The sequence below is a fragment of the Acinetobacter sp. KH_038 genome (assembly GCF_057839405.1).
The window spans coordinates 3,036,919-3,057,764 of sequence record NZ_CM174489.1; the positions used below are offsets into that span (position 1 = coordinate 3,036,919).

The window sequence follows — 20,846 nt, forward strand, 5'->3', positions numbered from 1 at the left end:
ATAAAGATTTTAACGATAGCCATTCGGATTCTGCTTCTGCCAGTTCCAGCTATCAGCGAGCATGTCCTCTAAACCATACTGAGGTTGCCAGCCCAACTCTTGGACTGCACGGGTATTGTCTGCAAAACAGGTGGCCACATCGCCTTCGCGACGAGGGGCTAATTCAAATGCAATCGCAACCCCATTTACTTGCTCAAAAGTATCTTTAACTTGTAGCACTGAAATGCCATTACCTGTACCAATATTCCAGGCACGGCAACCTTGCGCAGTTAAACGATTATTGAGAGCACATAAGTGTGCATTGGCTAAGTCGACTACGTGTATATAATCGCGCACACCAGTCCCATCCACCGTGTCATAATCATGACCAAAAATAGATAGCTTTTCACGACGACCGACTGCCACTTGAGTCACAAAAGGCATCAGGTTATTGGGAATACCTTGTGGATCTTCTCCAATCTGGCCACTTTTATGCGCGCCGACCGGATTAAAATAACGTAATAAGGCAATCGACCAACGTTCATCCGCCACAGACAACTTTTCTAAGAGCTGCTCCACAATCAGCTTGGTATAGCCATAGTTATTGGTTGGCATGCCAGTCGGCATTTCTTCGTTTAAAGGTGACGGATTATTATCACCATACACAGTAGCCGACGAACTAAACACCAGTTTAAAAACCTGCGCGCGCTGCATCGCCTGAACTAGGCTGATTGAACCGGCAATATTATTGTCAAAATAAGCCAATGGTATTTGCTGGCTTTCTCCGACGGCTTTAAGCCCGGCAAAATGAATCACTGCATCAATCGAGTGTTGCTGAAATACCTGATCTAATAATTGAGCATCACGGATATCACCTTGTATAAATGTCAGGCTTTTTTGGGTCAACTGTTGCACCCGATTTAAAGACTCAGCAGCGCTATTGCAAAGATTATCTAAAACCACCACCTCATGGCCGGCATTTAATAACTCAACACAAGTATGCGAACCAATATAGCCTGCCCCGCCCGTTACCAGAATTTTAGCCATGCTGCTTCCCTAATAAAATGTTAATTAAACCTTGAGTTGAGCCATCCAGACCACCTAGCTCAGACTGTTCACCATTCAAAATAGGCAGCAACTGGTTGGCAATTTCCTTGCCTTTTTCCACGCCCCATTGATCAAATGGGTTGATGTTCCACAGCACTGATTGAACAAACACCTTATGCTCATACAATGCAATCAGCATGCCCAGACTATAGGGATTCAGTTCTTGCAACAACAAGGTACTGCTCGGCTGGTTGCCTTCATACTGCTTATAAGCCGGCAAGCTCGCCAATTCATTTTGATCCAGCGCTTCATTACCAAAAGCCAGTAAACGCGATTGCGCCAGACAATTCGACAATGCCAAATGATGCTGCTCGATTAATGCCTCAGCACTATCGGCATAGGTATATTGCTGACTGTTATAGCGCTCTACCGGGGCAATAAAGTCACAGCTGACTGATTGAGTTCCCTGATGCAGGAGTTGATAGAAAGCATGTTGCGCATTCGGCCCAACCTCTCCCCAAATAATCGGACAGGTATCCAGCTGCACTTTTTCACCATTGCGCTGGATCGACTTGCCATTCGATTCCATTTCCAGCTGCTGCAAGTAGGAAGCAAAGTACTTTAGCCGCCCATCATAAGGCAGGATGGCATGGGTCTGAATATCCAGGAAATTGTTATTCCAGGCCCCCAAAAGTCCCATCAAGACCGGAATATTCTGTTCAAAAGGCTGATACTGAAAATGCTGATCTACTGCATGTGCACCCGCCAGCAGCTGCTTAAAACCGTCTATTCCGATACTCAAGGCAATCGGCAATCCGATACACGACCACAGCGAATAACGCCCTCCAACCCAGTCCCATAACAACAGCTGGTTTTCTGGAGCAATCCCCCACGCTGTCATTTTCTCCGGTTTGGTCGATACCCCGATAAAATGATGCTTGAGAATATAAGGATGCTGACCCAATGCTTTTTCCAGCCACAGGCGTACAGTCTGGGCATTGGTCAGGGTATCAATCGTGCCAAATGATTTGGACGAAATGATAAACAGCGTGGTTTCCGGACGCAGCTGATGCAACAACTCGGACAGCTGGCTGCCATCCATGGTCGAAACAAAATGTACGTTAAGTGGCTGGGCAGACTGATATTTAAAATCAGATAAGGCATGCGTGACCATCAACGGCCCAAGATCTGAACCACCAACCCCGATATTGACCACATCCTGAATCACTTCACCGGTAGCACCACGGCGCTGTCCGGCATGAATTTGCTCTACCAAGGCATACATACGCTCAAGTTGCGCATGCACATCAGCGGCCAGATCGGCATGTTGCTGATCCTGTGCCGGTAAGCGTAAGGCCCAATGCATGGCTGCACGCTGCTCGGTATAGTTGATTGCCTGATTGGAAAATAAAGATCCGATCCAGGATCTGAGGTTCTGTGCATCCGCCCATTCAATCAGGCCCTGCATCACCTTGTCATTGATTCTGTGTTTGCTGTAATCGAATAGCAGTTGTTCAAACTGGATCGAATACTGGTTAAAACGCTGGGGATCGGCGGCAAACAGTTCTCGCAGATGAACCGCATCAAGTTGCTGTTTGCTCGAGGCGAGTTTCTGATACACCATTTCAGGATTTGGATCTGGATTAAGCTGGCTCAACATTAGCGACCTACCCCAATATAATTAAAACCACGTGCCTTGATATAAGCCGGATCATACAGATTACGCCCATCTAGAATCAGTGGATGCTGCATCAGTTTAATCAGATAAGGATAATCCGGACTGCCATACTGTTTCCAGGCGGTCATCAGACACAAGGCATCTGCACCTTCGACGGCCTGATATTGATCTTCACACAGGATAAAATCTTCCCGTGCGCCATAGACCTTTTCAATATTGGCCAGTGCCTGTGGATCATGCAGTTTGACTGTCACGCCCTGCGCCCATAATGCGGTCAGCATGGCATGCACCGGAGATTGCTGGATGCTCGGGGTGTTTTCTTTAAAGGCTGCGCCCCAAATCGCCACCACTTTGCCTTGTAAATCACCACGGAAATAATTCCAGAGTTTGCGAAACAGCAATTCTTTTTGTTGTTCGTTAATTTCCCAGACCTGCTCTAACAGCTGGTTTTTCACCCCGGAATCTGCCACAGCGTGAGTAAGGGTCCGGATATCATGCGAGAAGTTTTCGCCACCAAAACCTACGCCCGGAAACAGATAAGCCGAACCAATCCGGTTATCTGCCGCCATGCCCTGACGTACCTGCTCAATATCGATGCCAAGTTTTTCTGCCACACTGGCCAGATCATTCATATAACTGATCCGGGTAGCGAGCATGCCGGAAATACTCAGTTTGGTAAATTCGGCATCCAGTACCGGCATAAACAGATACTGCTGTGCACGCGGAAATAAGGGCCGTAACAGCTCTCTGATTTTAAGCTGTGCATCCGGTTGGTCACAGCCGACGATCAGCTGGCTGGCCTGCATAAAACTTCGAATCGCATTGCCTTCCTGAATGATATCCGGCAGGTAAATCCAGTCATCATTTGGCAGAAGTTGCTGAAAACGTTGCGTTCCGTGCAAGCCAAAAGTCGAGGCATTGATCATCAGTTTGGGATGGGCAAAACAGGCATGCCGGATGGTATCCAGCATCTGCAATGCCATATGTTCTTCAGTTGCATTAAAACTAAAGAAAAAAGCATCCTGATTGAAATCCAGATGCTGAAAATCACAACAGTTTAAAAAGCCGGATTTTTCCTGTTTTTGCAGCAATGCTTGCAGTGCTTCATCCTGAAAATAAGTCCGTGCCGGATCATCGCTACTGAAGCTGTTACACCACACCACCTGATGACCACATTCAGCTAGAAGGGCCGCAATGACCCCTGAAAATAAGGTTTTTCCCAGTACCGCGACTTTCATAGTATCCCTTTGTTATTCGAATGCCAGTTCCTGAATCAATACTTTAAACTCGTGACCAAGCTTGGGATGATCCACACCATAATGTAAAACCGCTTTTAAATAGCCGAGCTTGTTCCCACAGTCAAAAGTTTGACCTTTCATACGATAGGCTTCAACCGCTTCAGTCTGCTGCAACATGGCAATCGCATCGGTGAGCTGGATTTCATTGCCCGCCCCGCGTGGTGTCTGTTCCAACAGCTGCATGATTTTTGCCGGCAGGATATAACGTCCCACCACAGACAGATTCGATGGTGCCGTCCCGACTGCTGGTTTCTCGACAATTCCTTGCATCACAATACTGTGACCTTCGGCAGGTGACTCTGCCACATCGACAATGCCATATTGATCCACCAGATGGTCAGGCACAGCTTCGACCATGATTTGTGCTGCTGCAGAGGCTTCATAGCGCTGAATCATTAAGCTCAAGTCATTCTGAGTCTGAGTGTCTTTCACCAGAACATCAGGAAGCAGGACCGCAAAGTCATCTTCACCAATCACGGCTTTAGCACACAGTACCGCATGCCCCAAACCTAATGGCTGCGGTTGACGTACGCTAATAATACTGACACCTGCCGGTAAAATTTCAGTAATTTCTTTGAGTAAATCGGTTTTGTTTTTTTGCGCAAGCGTGGTTTCTAGCTCGAAGTTACGATCAAAGTAATTTTCAATCGATGCCTTGGAAGAATGTGTCACCAGAATAATCTGCTCAATCCCGGCAGCTACGGCTTCACGTACTACATACTCAATTGCAGGACGATCGACCACAGTCACCATTTCTTTGGGAATTGATTTACTGGCTGGTAAAAAACGTGTACCCAAACCTGCCACAGGAAGAATTGCTTTCTTGATCATATTTATAAAAACCTAGTTAACTTGAATTTCGTTACCACGGACATAACCATCGACATAGTATTCCAGCTGGGTCAATGCCCATTCAATATCGGGCTGCGTCGCTGAAAGCTCATGGATCTGATTAAAGACCTCCAGAATTTCTGCCAATGGATAATGCTTTTCCACCGATCTTAGAATACGGGTATGTGCAGTAATTTCTGTATTTTCTTCGTCAATCAGCAGCTCTTCGTATAATTTTTCACCTGGACGCAAGCCGGTATATTGAATTTCAATATCGCCATTTGGATTTTTGTCCTCACGAACCTTGAGTCCACTCAGTGAAATCATTTGTCGTGCCAGATCCTGAATCCGCACCGGTTCCCCCATATCCAGCAAGAATACATCGCCACCGGTTCCCAAAGCACCGGCCTGAATCACCAGTTGCGAAGCTTCCGGAATGGTCATAAAGAACCGGGTCACTTCGGGATCGGTCACGGTAATCGGGCCACCTTTGGCAATCTGCTGTTTAAACAGCGGCACCACTGAGCCAGAAGAACCGAGCACATTACCAAAGCGCACAATACTGATCTGGGTCTGATCCTGAGCTTCCGCCATGGCCTGACAATACAGCTCTGCCATACGTTTGGTCGCACCCATCACATTGGTTGGACGTACCGCTTTATCGGTTGAGATCAGAACAAAAGTTTCAACGCCTTTTTTCACTGCCGCATTGACACTGAATGCTGTTCCCACCGCATTATTTTTCAGGCCAGCCAGTGGATTACACTCCACCAGTGGCACATGTTTATAAGCCGCCGCATGATAAACCGTTTGCACGCCGTACTGTTCAATCACCCGCTCCAGCTTGCGCTCATCCAGTACAGAACCCAGAATTGGGATAATGTCACACGTGGCAGTCAGACGTAATTCTTTATCAATACTATATAAGGCGAATTCTGTCAGTTCATAAATAATAATCTTGGCCGGCTGATTTTTAATAATCTGACGACACAGTTCGGAACCAATGGAGCCACCCGCACCTGTCACCATTACCACTTTATCTTGAATATTTTTGGCTAACAGCTCTGCAACCGGTGGCACAGGATCACGGCCCAGTAAGTCCACAATATCAACTTCCTGAATATCGGAAATACGAATTTCACCATCGACCAGCTTGGTCAGACCCGGAATTTCAGTAATTTTAAGATGGGCCGGTTCTAAAAACTTGATAATTTCACTTTTACGTATCCGCCCTACTGAAGGTAGAGCAATTAAAATTTCACTAATTTTTAATTTAGTCAGATATTTCAGCGCTATATCTGGCAAATAAACTTGAATACCCCCAATATTCTGGCCGTTTAAAGAAGGATCATCATCAATAAATAGAATCGGTAGATGCTCATTAGAGCGGTTTAAAGTGGCTGCCACCTGCTGCCCGGCATAACCTGCCCCATAAATCGCAATGCGTTTTTTAGGTACACCTGACTTTAAATAGGACTGTACGACAAAACGAATCACACCACGACTAAACCAGACCCAGGCAAACATCATAAAGCCGAACATCAAGGGAATAGATGTCGGAATAAAAGCATGGGTGCCATAAGCCAGCAAGTACAATCCGATCACGCTTAATATCGTGGCCAGACCCAATTTAACAATAAAAAACTCATTAAAAGTCCGTACAATAAAACGGTATACGCCACAAATAAACAACATAAAGACTGCTATCGTACTCACCCAAACCGAGCCAAAAGGAATATTCGGCACAACCTCTGCACCGAGGTCAAACTGGCGGATGGCATAACACAGCCAGATCAGGATCGGGAATATACAGAAATCTAAAATAACTAAAAATGCGAGTTTTGCTGAACGTGGAGATTCAACAAGTGGCAGAATGATGGACTTCACGTGATGTGTCTTCTCAATAGTACTTATAAGTTTCAATCCAATTTAAGTATTAGAATGATTAAATTGAAGCTTGGGTAAATTTATCGAATGCACCCATAAGTGCATTCTACGTGATTGAATCATGGATAGATTATATGCGACTAATCACTTGTCGCAGGGCATTTTCAGTTATTTGAATATTATTTTCTGTTAACGTCGGATGTACTAGGAACATTAAGCTGGTTTCGCCCAGTTTTTGTGCATTCTGCAAACGCTGCACTGGTCGCCATGGCGTAGCATCGAAAGCATGCTCTAAATAGACTTCTGAGCAAGATCCACTAAAACATGGTACAGCTAAAGCAGTAATTTCTGCCATAATCCGGTCACGTGACCAGTCTGCTGGCAAAGCCTCCGTATTGACTTGCACATAGCACTTATACCAGGCATGCGTATAGTCGACATCTGGTGTATGTACGGTAAAATAAGGGCTATCCTCAAAACAGGCCAAGATTCTTTTAGCATTTTCAGTGCGTTTCCGAGTCCATTCCGGCATTTTTTGCAGCTGGATACGACCAATCACCGCCTGCATTTCCATCATGCGCCAGTTGGTACCAAAAGAATCATGTAACCAGCGGAAACCCGGTGGATGCTGCTTGTTATAAATACTGTCAAAATTCTTGCCATGGTCTTTATAGGACCACATTTTTTTCCACAGCTCTTCATCATTGGTGGTGACCATACCGCCTTCACCACCTGTGGTCATGATTTTGTCCTGACAGAAGGACCAGGCTGCGACATGACCAATTGAACCGGCCGATTTACCTTTATATTTCGCGCCATGCGCCTGTGCACAGTCTTCAATCACATACAGGCCTTTATCGGCAGCCAATTGCATGATCGGATCCATATCGCACATCCAGCCTGCCAGATGCACACAGATAATCGCTTTGGTATTTGGAGTAAGTACTGCTTCAATAGTTTGAGCAGAGATATTCTGTGAATCCAGTTCAATATCGGCAAAAATCGGATTTGCCCCAACAGTCACAATCGAGCTAGCCGAGGCCAAGAAGGTTCGTGAGGTGACAATCACATCATCCCCTGCACCAATGCCTAATGCCTTAAGTGCAACATCCAGAGCAACTGTTCCATTGGCTAAAGCTACTGCATATTTGGTTTCTGCAAACTGGGCAAATTCTTTTTCAAATTCACGGCATTCCTGTCCGGTCCAGTAGTTGACCTTATTCGACAATAAAACCCGGGAAACCGCATCCGCTTCTTGCTGGGTAAAACTTGGCCATGGTTCAAATGCAGTGTTTAACATGATGTTTCCTGAATTTTTAAAATTTAAAAACTTATTTTTTCTCTAGAATTCGTGCCGGATTGCCAATCACCGTTACGCCCGGTGGAACGCTCTTGGTGACCACAGCCCCCATACCCACTACCGCACCTTTGCCAATCACCAAAGGTTGGTCCGGTGTGCCCTGTTTAATCACAGCTCCACTACCAATATAGGCATGGTCTTCAATATGGATATTGCCATTGCATTTCACCCCAGGAGCAAAGGTGACGTAATCACCAATCACACAGTCATGCTCTATATAACTGTATAAATTAGCATGAAAACATTTTCCAATCTTGATATTGGAAGTGAGGGTTACAAACGGGCTTAGGGCAGCACCTGGGGCAAGCTCTATTGCATCCATACGCACAACATTATCTGCCTGAACCGTCCAGAGCTCAATTGCATCTTGTTCAAGTTTTATCGCAATTTTTTCACGAATTTGACTATTGGCAATCGCAATTAGAACGGACTTTCTATCAGCCTTTAGATTTTTAAATGCTGCATAATTTAATGCTGTATGACCATTAATTACTATTTCATCGATCAGGCTGTCATCAATAAAATAGATTTCGGCACTGATATTCTGACGTTGTAATTGCTGGCGGGCCACAGGCATCAAGCTTCGACCACAACCTGAAGCACCATAGACGGCATAGATTTCATTCATGAATCTTGTCCGTTTTTTGTGCCGGTAAATTTGGTCATGGTCGCTTCACCTTCAGCACTGATATCGTCTTTTGCTAAAACTTTATGTACCGTTTTAAACATGATTTTAAAGTCGAGCCAGATGGATTGATTTTCCACATACCAGGTATCCAACTTGAACTTCTCTTCCCAGCCAATGGCATTGCGGCCATTCACTTGTGCATGGCCGGTCATCCCCGGGCGCACGTCATGGCGTTTGGCCTGTTCAGGGCTGTAAAGTGGCAGGTATTCCATTAACAGTGGGCGTGGGCCAACAATGCTCATATCACCTTTAATCACATTCCAGAGTTCTGGCATTTCATCCAGACTGGTAGAACGTAGCATTTTGCCAAAAGGTGTTAGACGCTCACTATCCGGTAATGGATTACCCTGCTCGTCTACAGCATCTTTCATGGTCCGGAACTTGATCATCTCAAAGGGCTTGCCATGTAAACCGGGACGCACCTGGCGAAACAAGACCGGAGAACCCAGATTTTTTTTCACTTTGTAGGCAACAAAGGCATAAAGTGGTGAAAGCAGGATCAGAGCGATGGACGCAATAATAATATCGAGAAGGCGTTTTAGCATTTAGATCAAACCCATTTCTTGCATCATATGTGCGTTTACCTGATGTACATCGTATTTATGAAGTGCGATTTCTCGGGAGCGACGTCCCATTTTAGCGATAAGCTCTGGTTGAACAATCAGTTTCTCCATTGCTTTTACTAAACTTTCCACGGATTTTACTTCAACCAGAAAGCCGTTATCGCCATCGGTAACAGTTTCACGACAACCTGGTGCGTCTGTAGTAATAATTGCGCGCCCCATGGCCATGGCTTCTAAGACAGTACGGGGTGTGCCTTCACGATACGACGGCAACACATACACCGAGCTTTCTGCAATTGCAGGGCGAACATCGGATAATTTTCCCCAGTAGTTTAATGTATTACTGGCTACCCATTGATCCAGTTCTTGCTGGTCAATTGCTGAAGGATTTTCATCAATCCATCCCACCAGATTAAATTCTACATGCGGATATTTATGTTTGATAATTTTTGCTGCTTCAGCATATTCACGGATACCTTTATCTACCAGTAAACGTGCAATCAACAAGAAGGATATTTTAACTTTTTGATCAACGGTTACAGGTAAAGGTAATACATTAAAGTCGGTAATATTAACCCCAGAACCGTTCACTACTACTGTAGGCGTTTGAGCGTTTAAAAGCTTTAAATCCTGAAAAAGTTTCAGGTCATCTGGATTTTGGAAAAATGCCTTATGACTGCGCGACAATGCCTGTTGGTATAAACCATGAACCAGTTTCTGGAAAATACTACGCTTAGTCTGAGTTTCTACATTTTGAAAAGCATAACCTAAACCTGTAATTAGGGCATAACGATTCGGTACTTTTGCCAGCCATGCGGCCAGTGTTCCATAAATCACCGGCTTGATCGTATAAGACAGGACATAATCAGGTTTGATTTTTTTTATAAGCGTATACATGCTTCCTAAGGTTTTTAAGTCTGCTACCGGGTTGGTACCTGTACGCTGCATGGAAACTTCATGTACGTAATAACCAAGTTCTAATAGTTTTTCATGCTCGGCAGAAAAAGAAGTCAGATCAGGTGCAATAATATGGATCTCATAGCCTTGCTGATGAATCGCTTCAAGTAGCTTTCCACGGAAATTTAATACTGAAGGGAGAAAGCTAGAAATAATTAAGAATTTCATTCTATCAATCTTCTATCTTTAAGTTATTTTTTACAATTCTAAATTTACCACTTTTTTCTTTAGGAATATCATCAACCTTGTCTAAATTAATTTTAATTTTTTGACCAACCATTCTTGTTAAATTCTTAATAAATATTTTTTCTTGGTTGTCATTAAACCTACTATCAGAAACAATATATATTTTCAATTCATTTAAACGATCCTGAACTGCTTGCAATAATAGAATACCCTCCACCTCATTTATACATAAAGTGATATGAGAAAGACTAATTTTTCCCATATCTTCTGTATATATATAATCTTGTTTCCGACCTTCTATATTTTTTACTAAAGGATGATTTGAGCCACAAGGACATTTGACATCATTTTCAATTTGAACAGAGTCCCCAACAGAGTAACGAATTAATGGAGTACCTCTAGTAGAAAATGAGGTAACTAATATTTCTTTACTATCAGTATCAGGATATTTATATTCAAAAATTCCACTTAAAGGATGAATATGCATTCCTCCAAATGGGCATTCTAAAATAAAAGGAGCTCCCTCAGAAGAAGCATATTGATCAATAACTTTACATCCTAGTACAGACTCAATGACTGAACGATGCTCATATAATACTGTTTCTGCTGTGGGAAAAAATACTTTTACTGAAAATTGTGACTTAAGCCCTTTACTTTTTGCCATAACACATATTTCATAAATACTAGATGGATAACCTACAATATATTCTGGTTTATACTCCTGAAGACTATGCCAATAAATATCAAAATTCTTAGCATTTATATCAAATGTAGAATAAAATCTAATTTTATTTATAAAATCATCTCGATAACAAATTCCTTTCTTTAAATCACTAGGTATAACAATTTTTTTACCAGAAAACCATGCTGTTTTTTTACCTAACTTATACCCATATTTTTCTCTAAAATGATCTAATAAAGCAAATCTTTCCTGCATATCCTCTTTAGTATAGTAAACTTTTAAAGCTGTTCCTGTAGTACCACTAGTTTTACTAATTATTTTTTTATCATTAGAGTTAATAGTAGTAATTAAATCTAAATTTTCCAATAAATCTCTTTTCTCTAATATTGGAAAACTATTTAAATCTTTTTCAGAGTACCTTTTAAACCAAGATGAATTTTTAGTAGCATACTCTAAAAACACTTTAAGACGTCTTTTAGACTCTAAATCTAAATCATTTTCATTTAATTGGTCAGATTTCGCATAATAGTCACGATAATATTGATATTTTCCAGAGTGACGCATACGATAAAGATTAGTATTTAATAAAGAAATTACTAAATTTTGTAAAAAGTAAGGTGATTTAAAAAATAATTTTTTCAAACTTTGCATAGTTTTCATCTACTAAGATCCAAGAATTTTATTTAAAGTTTCTTGCTGTTTAGCAATATCAATCTGATCATCAAATTTTAAATTCCTTCTTTTGGATAGACTTTGCTCAAGTTTAAAAACCGATAGTAACCTTACCATATTACACTTATAAGTTACTTTTATATTATCACGAAAATTTCCACCAATTCCGTATAATTTTCTAATACCTAAACCATCTTTGTAAGACTTTATTAGTTTATCAGGGTAAATATTTCCCTCTTCACGACAGAAGTAGAGTAAATCAGGCAATACAATAATCTTAAAGTCATTTTTTTTTGCAGCTCTACACCATAACTCATAGTCTTCAGCACGAGGAAAATCTAAAGAATACTTATTTCGTAGAAACCAAGATTTCTTTGCTAAAACTGATGCATGTATAACAGGGAAATTCTTAGAGTGGCCGTCAGATTTAATAACTTTTGGTACACTTCTATAACCTTTTACTACATTCTCAACGGTTATAGAGATAAGACCTGTTGAAACTAAATCATAATCATTATTTTCTTTTAAGTAGTCTAACTGAATTTGTATTCGATCAGGATGCATAAGATCATCCGCATCCATTCTAGCGATATATTCATATTTAGACTCATCAATAATTTGATTTAAGCGATAAGGTAGTTTTTTATTGGAACCATCAGATAATACACGAATACGACTATCTTTTTTCTCATAAGATCTAGCAATTTCTAATGATTTATCAGTGGAACCATCATTTACTAAAATTAGCTCCCATTCTGTAAATGACTGCTTAATTACAGAGTTTATAGCATCTGCCAAGAAATCTTCAGCATTATAGAATGGAATACCTATACTAATTTTCATTTAAAAGATCCTAAAGCTTTCATTAACAATATAAGGAGTTAGATGGGAAAATTTTGAAGTAATCATATAAAAATAAATCACAGAGAAAAGAATAAATATATAATTAATTAACTTATTATTTATTCTATTAAAAACTATAGGGAGAAGTAAAGCAACAGGCCATACAAAATAAAATAATAAGCGTTGGGGTCCTGATGGATTAGCACCTAACATCGCTACAGGAATTAGAAATACAATCCCATAAATATATAATTGCAGCAATATATAAAAATCTTTATTTGTTATTTTATATAATTTCATCAATATATATATAAAGAGACCAATCATAAAATAAAATCCTAAAGTAAGGTACCCACCTGCATCTTCAGAGACCTCTGTATAACTAGTATATTTTTCATTTATAGAGGCAAGATACTGAACAGTTGCTCCACTAAGCATTAAAGATCCAAGAAAAACTCCTATAATTTTATATTCCAACTTAAACTTAAGGTGAATCAAAAAGTAAAAAACAAACATTATAAGTGCTGATTTATGAAATAAACTAGCTAACAATATTATTAAAGTAAATTTTTTTATTTTTTTATCTATTAAATAGGGTGTTGCCCATACAGCCAAAGCCATAGATAATCCTTGTCGCAATCCATTAAAATAAAAAGTATAAAAACCAAAAGTTAAAAATATAAAAATAGATAAAAAATAATCTTCTGATTTTTTTTTAAAAATATATAAATAGCTACCCACCACAATAATAGAGGATACAAAAAGCAACCAGAAATAATTATGAGTCAAATATAAAATAATATATTTTATTACCTGATATCCATATTCTAAATTCTCACTAAATATAAAATATTGAATATCCAATTTATTACGAAAATCAGAAGTATATGCACCTGTATCGGTGCCTACCAAATAACTCCTAATACTTGCAAATAACACTAATGTAAAAAAAGGCACCCAAAATGCATTTCTATTTAAGGATTTTTTTTCTAAAAAAATCCAAAACATCACAAAACCTAGAAGTAGCAAGTAAGGTAGCATTTTAAGTTATTTTCCAATATTTGAATTATTTAGAGATTGATAGAAATTCAATAGATCTACTGCATTCTTCTTAACATCAAACCCAGAGGCTTGTAGACATGTATAGATTTCGCTTTCAGAAACATATTCTTTTCTTTGATTTTTTAAGGTTTTAATCCAAAAATTGACATTTTCTAAAGGCAAAAACTTAATTAACCCTAAATTTAGATCCACTTCTCTAGCAATATTCTCGGACAAGATACTAGGCAAACCTATAGCTTGACTTTCCACTAAAACTACTGGAAACCCTTCATGTAATGATGGCATTAGCATTATATCAGCTCCAGCCATAAGCTCTGGTACGTCAGATCTAATACCAAGCATAAATACGTTTTTTTCCAATCCATATTCTTTTATTCTTTGTCGAATTAAATTTTCTAAAGGCCCCTGCCCTACTATAAAAAATACAAATTTAACACCTTGTTCTTGCAATTTTTTAGCAATATCCAATGAAAATATATGATTTTTTACTTCATTTAATCGACCAACTTGAATAATTTTTAAACCCTGAAATTCCGGAATTCTTGTTGACCAATACCCTTTATTTTGAATACTGATATTTTGATAATTTTTAAGATCAATTGCATTATTCAACATCCAGACATCTTTTGTTGTTTCAAATAAATATTCAGCTGCCTCCCTACCACATGCAATTTTTTTTGTTGATAATTTTTTATTCAGATAGATTGCAAATTTCTCATACAAACAAGACACAATCCCTGATTTAGCATTTTGTGTATTATGGGAATGCGAAATTCGGTGTTGAACTCCTGCTTTTTTTGCTGCTAACAAGTGAAAGGCATTATTGAGTAACATATGTGCATGTACAATCTGATATTTAGAATGCTGCTTTAAAAAGCTTGTTAATTTAAACATGCGCTCAATAGAATTACTTGCAATAATTGGAAAAATCTTTCCACCTAACGCTAAAATTTCCCCATCATAATCACCTTGGTCAGTCGTAAAAGTAACAAAGTCAAATTGAACTTGTTTACGATCGATATTTCGATAAAGATTCATAAGCATAGTTTCCGCACCAGCTCGGTCCATTTTACCGACAATATGTAAAACTCTAATAGGATTCATTGGACTTTCCAAAATTAAATTTATTCCTTAAAGACTTAGGCTTAATCATCTTTTCAATAAAATACGTAAAATTTTCAATAACTTTAAAGCTAATATATTTGGCAAACTGGTGATAAGATTGGTGATCAAAATACGAATATTAAGCTCATACTTATAATTTTTATTTTTTAAAATTTTATTAATTTTTTTTACATCATTTAAAGCTTGAGCTAGATGGTCTTTATGGATACATGTCAGAATACTCCATTGACTCATCTTTACTTTATTAGCAAACTTCTCTTTTAAAGCAACTGCTTTATATTGCTCTAATAAATTTAAAACTAAATTATGGATTTTAAATAGATCTAAAAGTTTCTTACCTGAAGAACCTGTAATAGAAGTTTTTCGCTGTCTATATAGTAACAATTCAGCAGGAATATGGAATTTTTTATTGGCAACTAGACCTAGCTCCCAATGAAACGGCCAATCCTCATAATACAATCCAATTGGAAAATATAGACTTTTAGATTTAACTAAACTCGTCCTAATAAACTTTAGCCAAGCAAAATGTTGTTGATTAAAATAATCTTCACCTTGTTCTAAAACTTTCAAATTATCCACATCTAATAAGTCCAATTGTGGGCTTAGCTTGATACCATCTTCAAATGCCTTGAAATTATATGTTATAAGATCTGCATCATTTACTATCGCATATTTCACACATAATTCTATAAGTGATAACTGAACAATATCATCCGAATCTACAAACATAATATAGTCTCCTTTCGCAGCATCTATACCTGTATTACGTGCTGCTGAAAGACCACTATTTTTTTCATGTTGAATTAGCTTTACACGAGGATCTTCTGAATGCTTAATGAAAGTATTTAATGAATTGTCTGTTGAACAGTCTTCAACCACAATAATCTCTAGATTCTCATATGTCTGTTGACGTATTGAATTCAAGCACTCATCAAGATATTGCTCAACATTATAAACAGGCACAATCACACTAACTAAAGGATTATTTTGACGATTCATTTTAAGATAGAGCCTTAATCAATGGTTTATATTGAGTCAATTCAACAGGAGAATCGGTTAAATTACCGCGAGGTTGAGATAAAAGTTGATCTATATATTTTGGAACCTGAGTAAAGTTTTCAATTTCAACAAAAATTACTCTTGGATGATCTTTCAACCAATTCAAATAGGTTTGTCTTATTTTATGATTTGAGTTAGGCAATACTAAGCAAGGCGTACCTGAAAGAATACATAAAATCATACCGTGTAAACGATCTGTGATAACTAACTGAGCTTCAGCAAACTGCTGAATTTTATTAGAAAGCAATTTATCACATTCTGCTTTGCTTAAACCTGAACCACCAGCATGTGTATCTGTCTTAGTAAGAGTAAGGCCGGTATCACCAATAGCACTATCTAAAATGGCATAGTGTTTTGCTTTTAAAGCACATTCCTTGTCATTTCTTAGACAAGTCAAAATACCTGTAGGTTTCGAACTATTTAATACCCCTAACTGTTTGGCAGATGTACTCATTACAATATCAGGTACAAACCCTACCTTTACATTCTTTTGACTATTGAATACGTCTTCTAATTTCTTGTAAGTTATTAACTCTCTTGCAAAAACATGAATATCCGGATGACTAGCATATATTTTTACTAACTTTTTAAGAGCTTTATGAGACGATTGGGATTCCTCCCAATCTAAAGTTTGTGGAAAGCAAACAATTTTATTATATGGAAAACTTTGAATTACTAATTGTCTTAAATCCTCTATATCAGGATAAAGTGATCCCATATTACCACCACCAATAATGGTAATAATATCGGCAGAGGTAACTTGCTTTTTAATTGAACCTAACCAAATTCTAGTTTTACTGATAGGGACTGGAAAAACTTCATAGTCCTTTAAATTATCTTTTAAAAAATTCTCCTGTGCTTTTGAAATCGCTAAGTCACCAATATTTCCATAATCCGCTGATAAAAAAATAAAAATACGCTTTTTTTCTGGAAAAATAATATTTTGCTTTTTCAACATAGTAAAAATTATTTGCTTCACCTTGATCGGTATAAATTTCTTTAATATTTTCATTTCAGCTTTTCTCTTTACACTTTTTAAGAATCACGATTAGCAGTGATAAATATCCAATAATATTAATTAAGGAAAATAATTTAATAGCCATTAAATCATTCCCTAATGTCGCTCCTAAAGAAATACTTCCTATACGTAATACTGTTATTACAATTTCATAAGCTAATAAAAATCCTTGTAACTTGAGAACAGGCATTGATGCAACTGCAGGACGAGTAATAAGAACACTAAACATCCAAAGAGCTACCCACTGTGAATATTCCCCTGCTCGCCCCCAAGCTTCGCCTAAAATCCAAGGTAAAATTAAATCTCCCCACAAAGCAATGATACCGAATGGAACCAAACCAATAAGACTCATTAAAAGTGTAGATTTATAAAGTAGCCGAAAAGCATTGGCAGGATTTTCCCTAACTATAGTCGTTATCTTTGGGAAAAAAACCTCTAAAACAGAATTACCTAGAAGCATCACTGGTGCCCCTAGTAAAAGGGTAGTAATAGCGTACTGTCCTGCTGCTGAAGCACTAAAAAAATTTGTAAGAAGTATTACAGGCAGTCCCATGGAGGCTGCATTAAGTATACTCTGAGGTAAACGATAGAGGGCAAAATCTTTATTATCTAATGCAGCTTTTTGGATACCGTTTAGACCAAACCAGTGACGAAAATTAAATGCACCAACTTTAGGAACTCGTGCCATTAATATAATGTAATTAATTAATTTACTTACAATTAAAAATATAATTAAAGTAATTCCGGTAGCAGAAATACACCCAGCACCTAATTTCCCAAGATTCATAATTAAAGTACTGGCAACATATGAACTTGATTTTGCTTTAAATAATCCTTCACGTATAGCTACTTGATTAGCAACAGACAATAAGGCTACGAGTAATAAAGAAATAGGAATTAAATAAAGTAAATTCGGCTGATTTTCCAAGCCTGTCAATTTTGCAAGCTGAAGTTGAAAAACATAAACTGAAATTAAAACGATAGGTGAAACAATAGCTGCTGAAACAAGAGACAAACGTGCTACTGCATTCGCTTCTTCATCTGTTTTTGGCATAACAATAGCATTAGCATAGCCTAATGTCGCTAAGGGCGTAATGATATTTATAATGGCAGTAAAAGCAGCTAGTGCACCAAAAGCCTCAGGACCATATAAACGTGTCAGAAATGGCATGAATGCTAATGAAATTGCTTGTGCAGCAGCAACTCCTGTTGCAACTGCAAGCACATTTCTAACAAACTTACTTTTCCTAAAGTAATTTATACGGCTACGTAAGGAATTCGACATCTATATTTATCCAATGCAACCAATTGAACTGCCTTGATTAATTTTTATCATTATTTTTGAAAATCTATATACCAAGGCATAGCATTTTTAATACCTTCAATAATTTTATATTGTGGTATATAACTTAAATGCTGCTGAATCTTAATAATACTCGCTTGTGAATGTCGAACATCACCTGCTCGGAAATCACGATATACAGGTTCTTTCGTATAAGTCACACCATTTTCATTTAATGCAGCTTTAATGGCATTAAACAAATCATTGAGTGTAGTACGATCTCCGACTGCTACATTATAAACCTGATTTTTAGCTTCATCATTTGCTGTTGCAGCTAAAATATTGGCCTGAACCGTGTTTTCAATAAAACAGAAATCACGGCTGGTTTCACCATCACCATTAATGAATAAATCATCACCAGCAATCATGGCTGCGGTCCATTTCGGAATCACAGCAGCATAGGCACCATTCGGGTCTTGACGCTTGCCAAAGACATTAAAGTAACGTAAACCGATGGTTTTGAACCCATAAGTTCGGGCAAAGACTTCGGCATACAGCTCATTTACATATTTGGTGACTGCATAAGGCGAAAGTGGCTTGCCGATATTGTCTTCGACTTTTGGTAATGCCGGATGGTCGCCATAAGTTGAACTGCTGGCGGCATAGGTAAAGCTTTTCACTTCTGCATCACGTGCAGCAGTCAGCATATTTAAAAAGCCAGTAATATTGGCTGCATTGGTGGTAATCGGGTCAGCAATCGAACGGGGTACAGAACCTAAAGCAGCCTGATGCAAAACATAGTCCACCCCTGCACATGCTGTCTGGCAATCTTCAAAATTACGGATATCACCTTTATAAAACTTGAAGTTTGCCCACTGTTCAGGTTTCACCAGACTTTGCACTTCATCCAGATTATGCTGATGACCTGTAGCAAAATTGTCTAGACCCACTACATTCTGGTTCAGCTTTAACAGGGTTTCCAGTAAATTTGAGCCAATAAAGCCTGCCACACCGGTAATTAACCAGGTTTTTGGTACTTGTTGTAATTGCTCGCATACAGTTTGATATTGGCTCATTTTTATGGTCCCTATAAATTACAGACGAAGGTCAGATTCAGATTGATCCAGTACATATTTTAGATCATATAAAATATGTGCTGACTTGCCCAAGGCACGTAATGCTTCAGCGCCCATAGCTTTAAACTGATCATGGGCAACGGCCAGAATCACTGCGTCATAGTGACCCTGTTCCAAATTTACGACTGGAGTAATTCCGTATTCATGTTGAGCTTCGCTTGCATCTACCCATGGATCATACACATCGGCAGAAATATTGTATTCTGTCAGTTCATTGACAATATCAATAATTTTGGTATTACGAATATCCGGACAGTTTTCTTTAAAACTTAAGCCTAAAACCAGAACCTTGGCACCTTCGACCTGAATTTTTTTCTTGATCATCGCCTTGACCAGCTGGGTAACCACATACGCCCCCATACCGTCATTTAAACGGCGACCTGCCAGAATGATTTCAGGATGGTAACCGATAGACTGCGCTTTATGGGTTAAATAGTACGGATCAACACCAATACAGTGTCCACCTACCAGTCCTGGACGGAATGGCAAGAAATTCCATTTGGTACCGGCAGCCTGCAAAACTGCTTCGGTATCAATTTCCATTTTATTAAAGATTACGGCCAGCTCATTAATCAGGGCAATGTTGACATCACGCTGGGTATTTTCAATGACTTTTGCTGCTTCAGCCACTTTAATGCTAGTTGCTTTATGTGTACCTGCTTCAATCACCAGGTTATACACCTGGTCGACAAATTCAGCGACTTTAGGCGTAGACCCTGAGGTAATTTTTAAAATATTGGTGACACGATGCAGCTTATCGCCCGGGTTAATTCGCTCTGGACTATAACCGGCAAAAAAATCCTGATTGAACTTCAGGCCCGATACCTGTTCCAGAACCGGAATACAGGTTTCTTCTGTCGCACCTGGATATACGGTAGACTCATAAACCACCACATCACCTTTTTGAAGTACTTGGCCAATACTGGTCGAGGCTTTAACCAGGGGCGTTAAATCTGGCTGCTTAAACTCATCAATTGGGGTAGGCACAGTGACAATAAAAAAGTTACAGCTTTTTAAATCTTCTAAATTTGCTGAATAGCTAAGTTGATTTGCCTGTTTGAGTTCTTCTGGGGAAACTTCAAGGGTATGGTCTTGACCACTTTTAAGTTCATCAATTCGTTTCTGGTAGATATCAAAACCGACTACAGGTACTTTTTTCCCAAATTCAACTGCAAGTGGTAAGCCCACATAGCCCAAACCAATCACCGCAATTTTTAAATCTGCAATAGATAGCATTTCAACGCCTTATTTATGTACTGTACTTATGAAGATTAAATCTTTCGGCAGGCATACTAGCAGAAAATGATGCAATTTCTATTATGATTTGTGCTCAAAGTAGCTCAAAAATATTCTCGCGTGTATTTTCTGTTAAAATCAATTAGTTTATTTGTAACTATTAAAATAGATTAAACTTTTTATAATATTAGCCTCCTATCATAAAACTAGAAAGATAGTTACAAATTGCTATGTATCAGGTCAATAACTTGGGTAGA

18 protein-coding genes are annotated in these 20,846 nt (G+C 38.8%); all 18 read right to left on the reverse strand.

Annotation, left to right across the window (positions count from 1 at the left end):
* Positions 1-9: 9 nt before the first annotated feature.
* Positions 10-1,026 (reverse strand): UDP-glucose 4-epimerase GalE, encoded by a 1,017-nt coding sequence (gene galE, locus AC3IT7_RS14440; protein WP_489248918.1) that lies wholly within the window; start codon positions 1,024-1,026, stop codon positions 10-12.
* On the reverse strand, positions 1,019-2,650 hold the full coding sequence (gene pgi, locus AC3IT7_RS14445) for a glucose-6-phosphate isomerase (RefSeq protein ID WP_489250025.1): 1,632 nt from the start codon (positions 2,648-2,650) through the stop codon (positions 1,019-1,021). The genes galE and pgi overlap by 8 nt, the downstream gene beginning before the upstream one ends.
* Before the next feature lie 35 nt (positions 2,651-2,685).
* The gene (locus AC3IT7_RS14450) at positions 2,686-3,942 is read right to left on the reverse strand and encodes a nucleotide sugar dehydrogenase (RefSeq protein ID WP_489248919.1); all 1,257 of its coding nucleotides are present in this window, start codon (positions 3,940-3,942) and stop codon (positions 2,686-2,688) included.
* Between the two features lie 12 nt (positions 3,943-3,954).
* A complete protein-coding gene (gene galU / locus AC3IT7_RS14455; RefSeq protein WP_489248920.1) occupies positions 3,955-4,833 on the reverse strand; it encodes a UTP--glucose-1-phosphate uridylyltransferase GalU in 879 nt (292 codons plus the stop codon).
* A 12-nt stretch (positions 4,834-4,845) separates the two neighbouring features.
* Positions 4,846-6,720 carry a polysaccharide biosynthesis protein gene (locus tag AC3IT7_RS14460; protein ID WP_489248921.1) on the reverse strand — a complete coding sequence of 625 codons (1,875 nt, stop codon included), beginning with the start codon at positions 6,718-6,720 and terminating at the stop codon, positions 4,846-4,848.
* Positions 6,721-6,850: 130 nt separating this feature from the next.
* Complete coding sequence (locus tag AC3IT7_RS14465) at positions 6,851-8,020, reverse strand: DegT/DnrJ/EryC1/StrS family aminotransferase (RefSeq protein WP_489248922.1); 1,170 nt, start codon at positions 8,018-8,020, stop codon at positions 6,851-6,853.
* Positions 8,021-8,051: 31 nt separating this feature from the next.
* On the reverse strand, positions 8,052-8,708 hold the full coding sequence (locus AC3IT7_RS14470; RefSeq protein ID WP_489248923.1) for a PglD-related sugar-binding protein: 657 nt from the start codon (positions 8,706-8,708) through the stop codon (positions 8,052-8,054).
* Positions 8,705-9,313 carry a sugar transferase gene (locus AC3IT7_RS14475; protein WP_489248924.1) on the reverse strand — a complete coding sequence of 203 codons (609 nt, stop codon included), beginning with the start codon at positions 9,311-9,313 and terminating at the stop codon, positions 8,705-8,707. Before AC3IT7_RS14475 ends, AC3IT7_RS14470 begins: the two co-directional genes overlap by 4 nt.
* Entirely contained in the window at positions 9,314-10,456 is a 1,143-nt protein-coding gene (locus AC3IT7_RS14480) for a glycosyltransferase family 4 protein (protein WP_489248925.1), read from the reverse strand.
* 4 nt (positions 10,457-10,460) lie between these two features.
* Positions 10,461-11,816, reverse strand: a complete 1,356-nt coding sequence (locus tag AC3IT7_RS14485; RefSeq protein WP_489248926.1) for a phenylacetate--CoA ligase family protein — start codon at positions 11,814-11,816, stop codon at positions 10,461-10,463.
* A 3-nt stretch (positions 11,817-11,819) separates the two neighbouring features.
* A complete protein-coding gene (locus AC3IT7_RS14490; protein ID WP_489248927.1) occupies positions 11,820-12,671 on the reverse strand; it encodes a glycosyltransferase family 2 protein in 852 nt (283 codons plus the stop codon).
* Positions 12,672-13,679: an EpsG family protein gene (locus AC3IT7_RS14495; protein ID WP_489248928.1), complete on the reverse strand. Its 1,008-nt coding sequence runs from the start codon at positions 13,677-13,679 to the stop codon at positions 12,672-12,674.
* 39 nt (positions 13,680-13,718) lie between these two features.
* Positions 13,719-14,837 carry a glycosyltransferase gene (locus tag AC3IT7_RS14500; RefSeq protein WP_489248929.1) on the reverse strand — a complete coding sequence of 373 codons (1,119 nt, stop codon included), beginning with the start codon at positions 14,835-14,837 and terminating at the stop codon, positions 13,719-13,721.
* A 45-nt stretch (positions 14,838-14,882) separates the two neighbouring features.
* Positions 14,883-15,857, reverse strand: coding sequence for a glycosyltransferase family 2 protein (locus AC3IT7_RS14505; protein WP_489248930.1), 975 nt, complete (start codon positions 15,855-15,857; stop codon positions 14,883-14,885).
* 1 nt (position 15,858) lies between these two features.
* On the reverse strand, positions 15,859-16,929 hold the full coding sequence (locus AC3IT7_RS14510) for a polysaccharide pyruvyl transferase family protein (protein ID WP_489248931.1): 1,071 nt from the start codon (positions 16,927-16,929) through the stop codon (positions 15,859-15,861).
* A gap of 1 nt (position 16,930) precedes the next feature.
* On the reverse strand, positions 16,931-18,220 hold the full coding sequence (locus AC3IT7_RS14515) for a lipopolysaccharide biosynthesis protein (protein ID WP_489248932.1): 1,290 nt from the start codon (positions 18,218-18,220) through the stop codon (positions 16,931-16,933).
* A gap of 50 nt (positions 18,221-18,270) precedes the next feature.
* On the reverse strand, positions 18,271-19,293 hold the full coding sequence (locus tag AC3IT7_RS14520) for an NAD-dependent epimerase/dehydratase family protein (RefSeq protein WP_489248933.1): 1,023 nt from the start codon (positions 19,291-19,293) through the stop codon (positions 18,271-18,273).
* An 18-nt stretch (positions 19,294-19,311) separates the two neighbouring features.
* Positions 19,312-20,589 (reverse strand): Vi polysaccharide biosynthesis UDP-N-acetylglucosamine C-6 dehydrogenase TviB, encoded by a 1,278-nt coding sequence (tviB, locus tag AC3IT7_RS14525; RefSeq protein WP_262472645.1) that lies wholly within the window; start codon positions 20,587-20,589, stop codon positions 19,312-19,314.
* Positions 20,590-20,846 lie beyond the last annotated feature (257 nt).

Coding starts and splice junctions, on each gene's coding strand:
- galE (WP_489248918.1), bottom strand. CDS start 1,026: ATGGCTAAAATTCTGGTAACGGGCGGGGCAGGCTATATTGGTTCGCAT.
- pgi (WP_489250025.1), bottom strand. CDS start 2,650: ATGGTGTATCAGAAACTCGCCTCGAGCAAACAGCAACTTGATGCGGTT.
- AC3IT7_RS14450 (WP_489248919.1), bottom strand. CDS start 3,942: ATGAAAGTCGCGGTACTGGGAAAAACCTTATTTTCAGGGGTCATTGCG.
- galU (WP_489248920.1), bottom strand. CDS start 4,833: ATGATCAAGAAAGCAATTCTTCCTGTGGCAGGTTTGGGTACACGTTTT.
- AC3IT7_RS14465 (WP_489248922.1), bottom strand. CDS start 8,020: ATGTTAAACACTGCATTTGAACCATGGCCAAGTTTTACCCAGCAAGAA.
- AC3IT7_RS14470 (WP_489248923.1), bottom strand. CDS start 8,708: ATGAATGAAATCTATGCCGTCTATGGTGCTTCAGGTTGTGGTCGAAGC.
- AC3IT7_RS14475 (WP_489248924.1), bottom strand. CDS start 9,313: ATGCTAAAACGCCTTCTCGATATTATTATTGCGTCCATCGCTCTGATC.
- AC3IT7_RS14480 (WP_489248925.1), bottom strand. CDS start 10,456: ATGAAATTCTTAATTATTTCTAGCTTTCTCCCTTCAGTATTAAATTTC.
- AC3IT7_RS14485 (WP_489248926.1), bottom strand. CDS start 11,816: ATGAAAACTATGCAAAGTTTGAAAAAATTATTTTTTAAATCACCTTAC.
- AC3IT7_RS14490 (WP_489248927.1), bottom strand. CDS start 12,671: ATGAAAATTAGTATAGGTATTCCATTCTATAATGCTGAAGATTTCTTG.
- AC3IT7_RS14495 (WP_489248928.1), bottom strand. CDS start 13,679: ATGTTTTGGATTTTTTTAGAAAAAAAATCCTTAAATAGAAATGCATTT.
- AC3IT7_RS14500 (WP_489248929.1), bottom strand. CDS start 14,837: ATGAATCCTATTAGAGTTTTACATATTGTCGGTAAAATGGACCGAGCT.
- AC3IT7_RS14505 (WP_489248930.1), bottom strand. CDS start 15,857: ATGAATCGTCAAAATAATCCTTTAGTTAGTGTGATTGTGCCTGTTTAT.
- AC3IT7_RS14510 (WP_489248931.1), bottom strand. CDS start 16,929: ATGAAAATATTAAAGAAATTTATACCGATCAAGGTGAAGCAAATAATT.
- AC3IT7_RS14515 (WP_489248932.1), bottom strand. CDS start 18,220: ATGTCGAATTCCTTACGTAGCCGTATAAATTACTTTAGGAAAAGTAAG.
- AC3IT7_RS14520 (WP_489248933.1), bottom strand. CDS start 19,293: ATGAGCCAATATCAAACTGTATGCGAGCAATTACAACAAGTACCAAAA.
- tviB (WP_262472645.1), bottom strand. CDS start 20,589: ATGCTATCTATTGCAGATTTAAAAATTGCGGTGATTGGTTTGGGCTAT.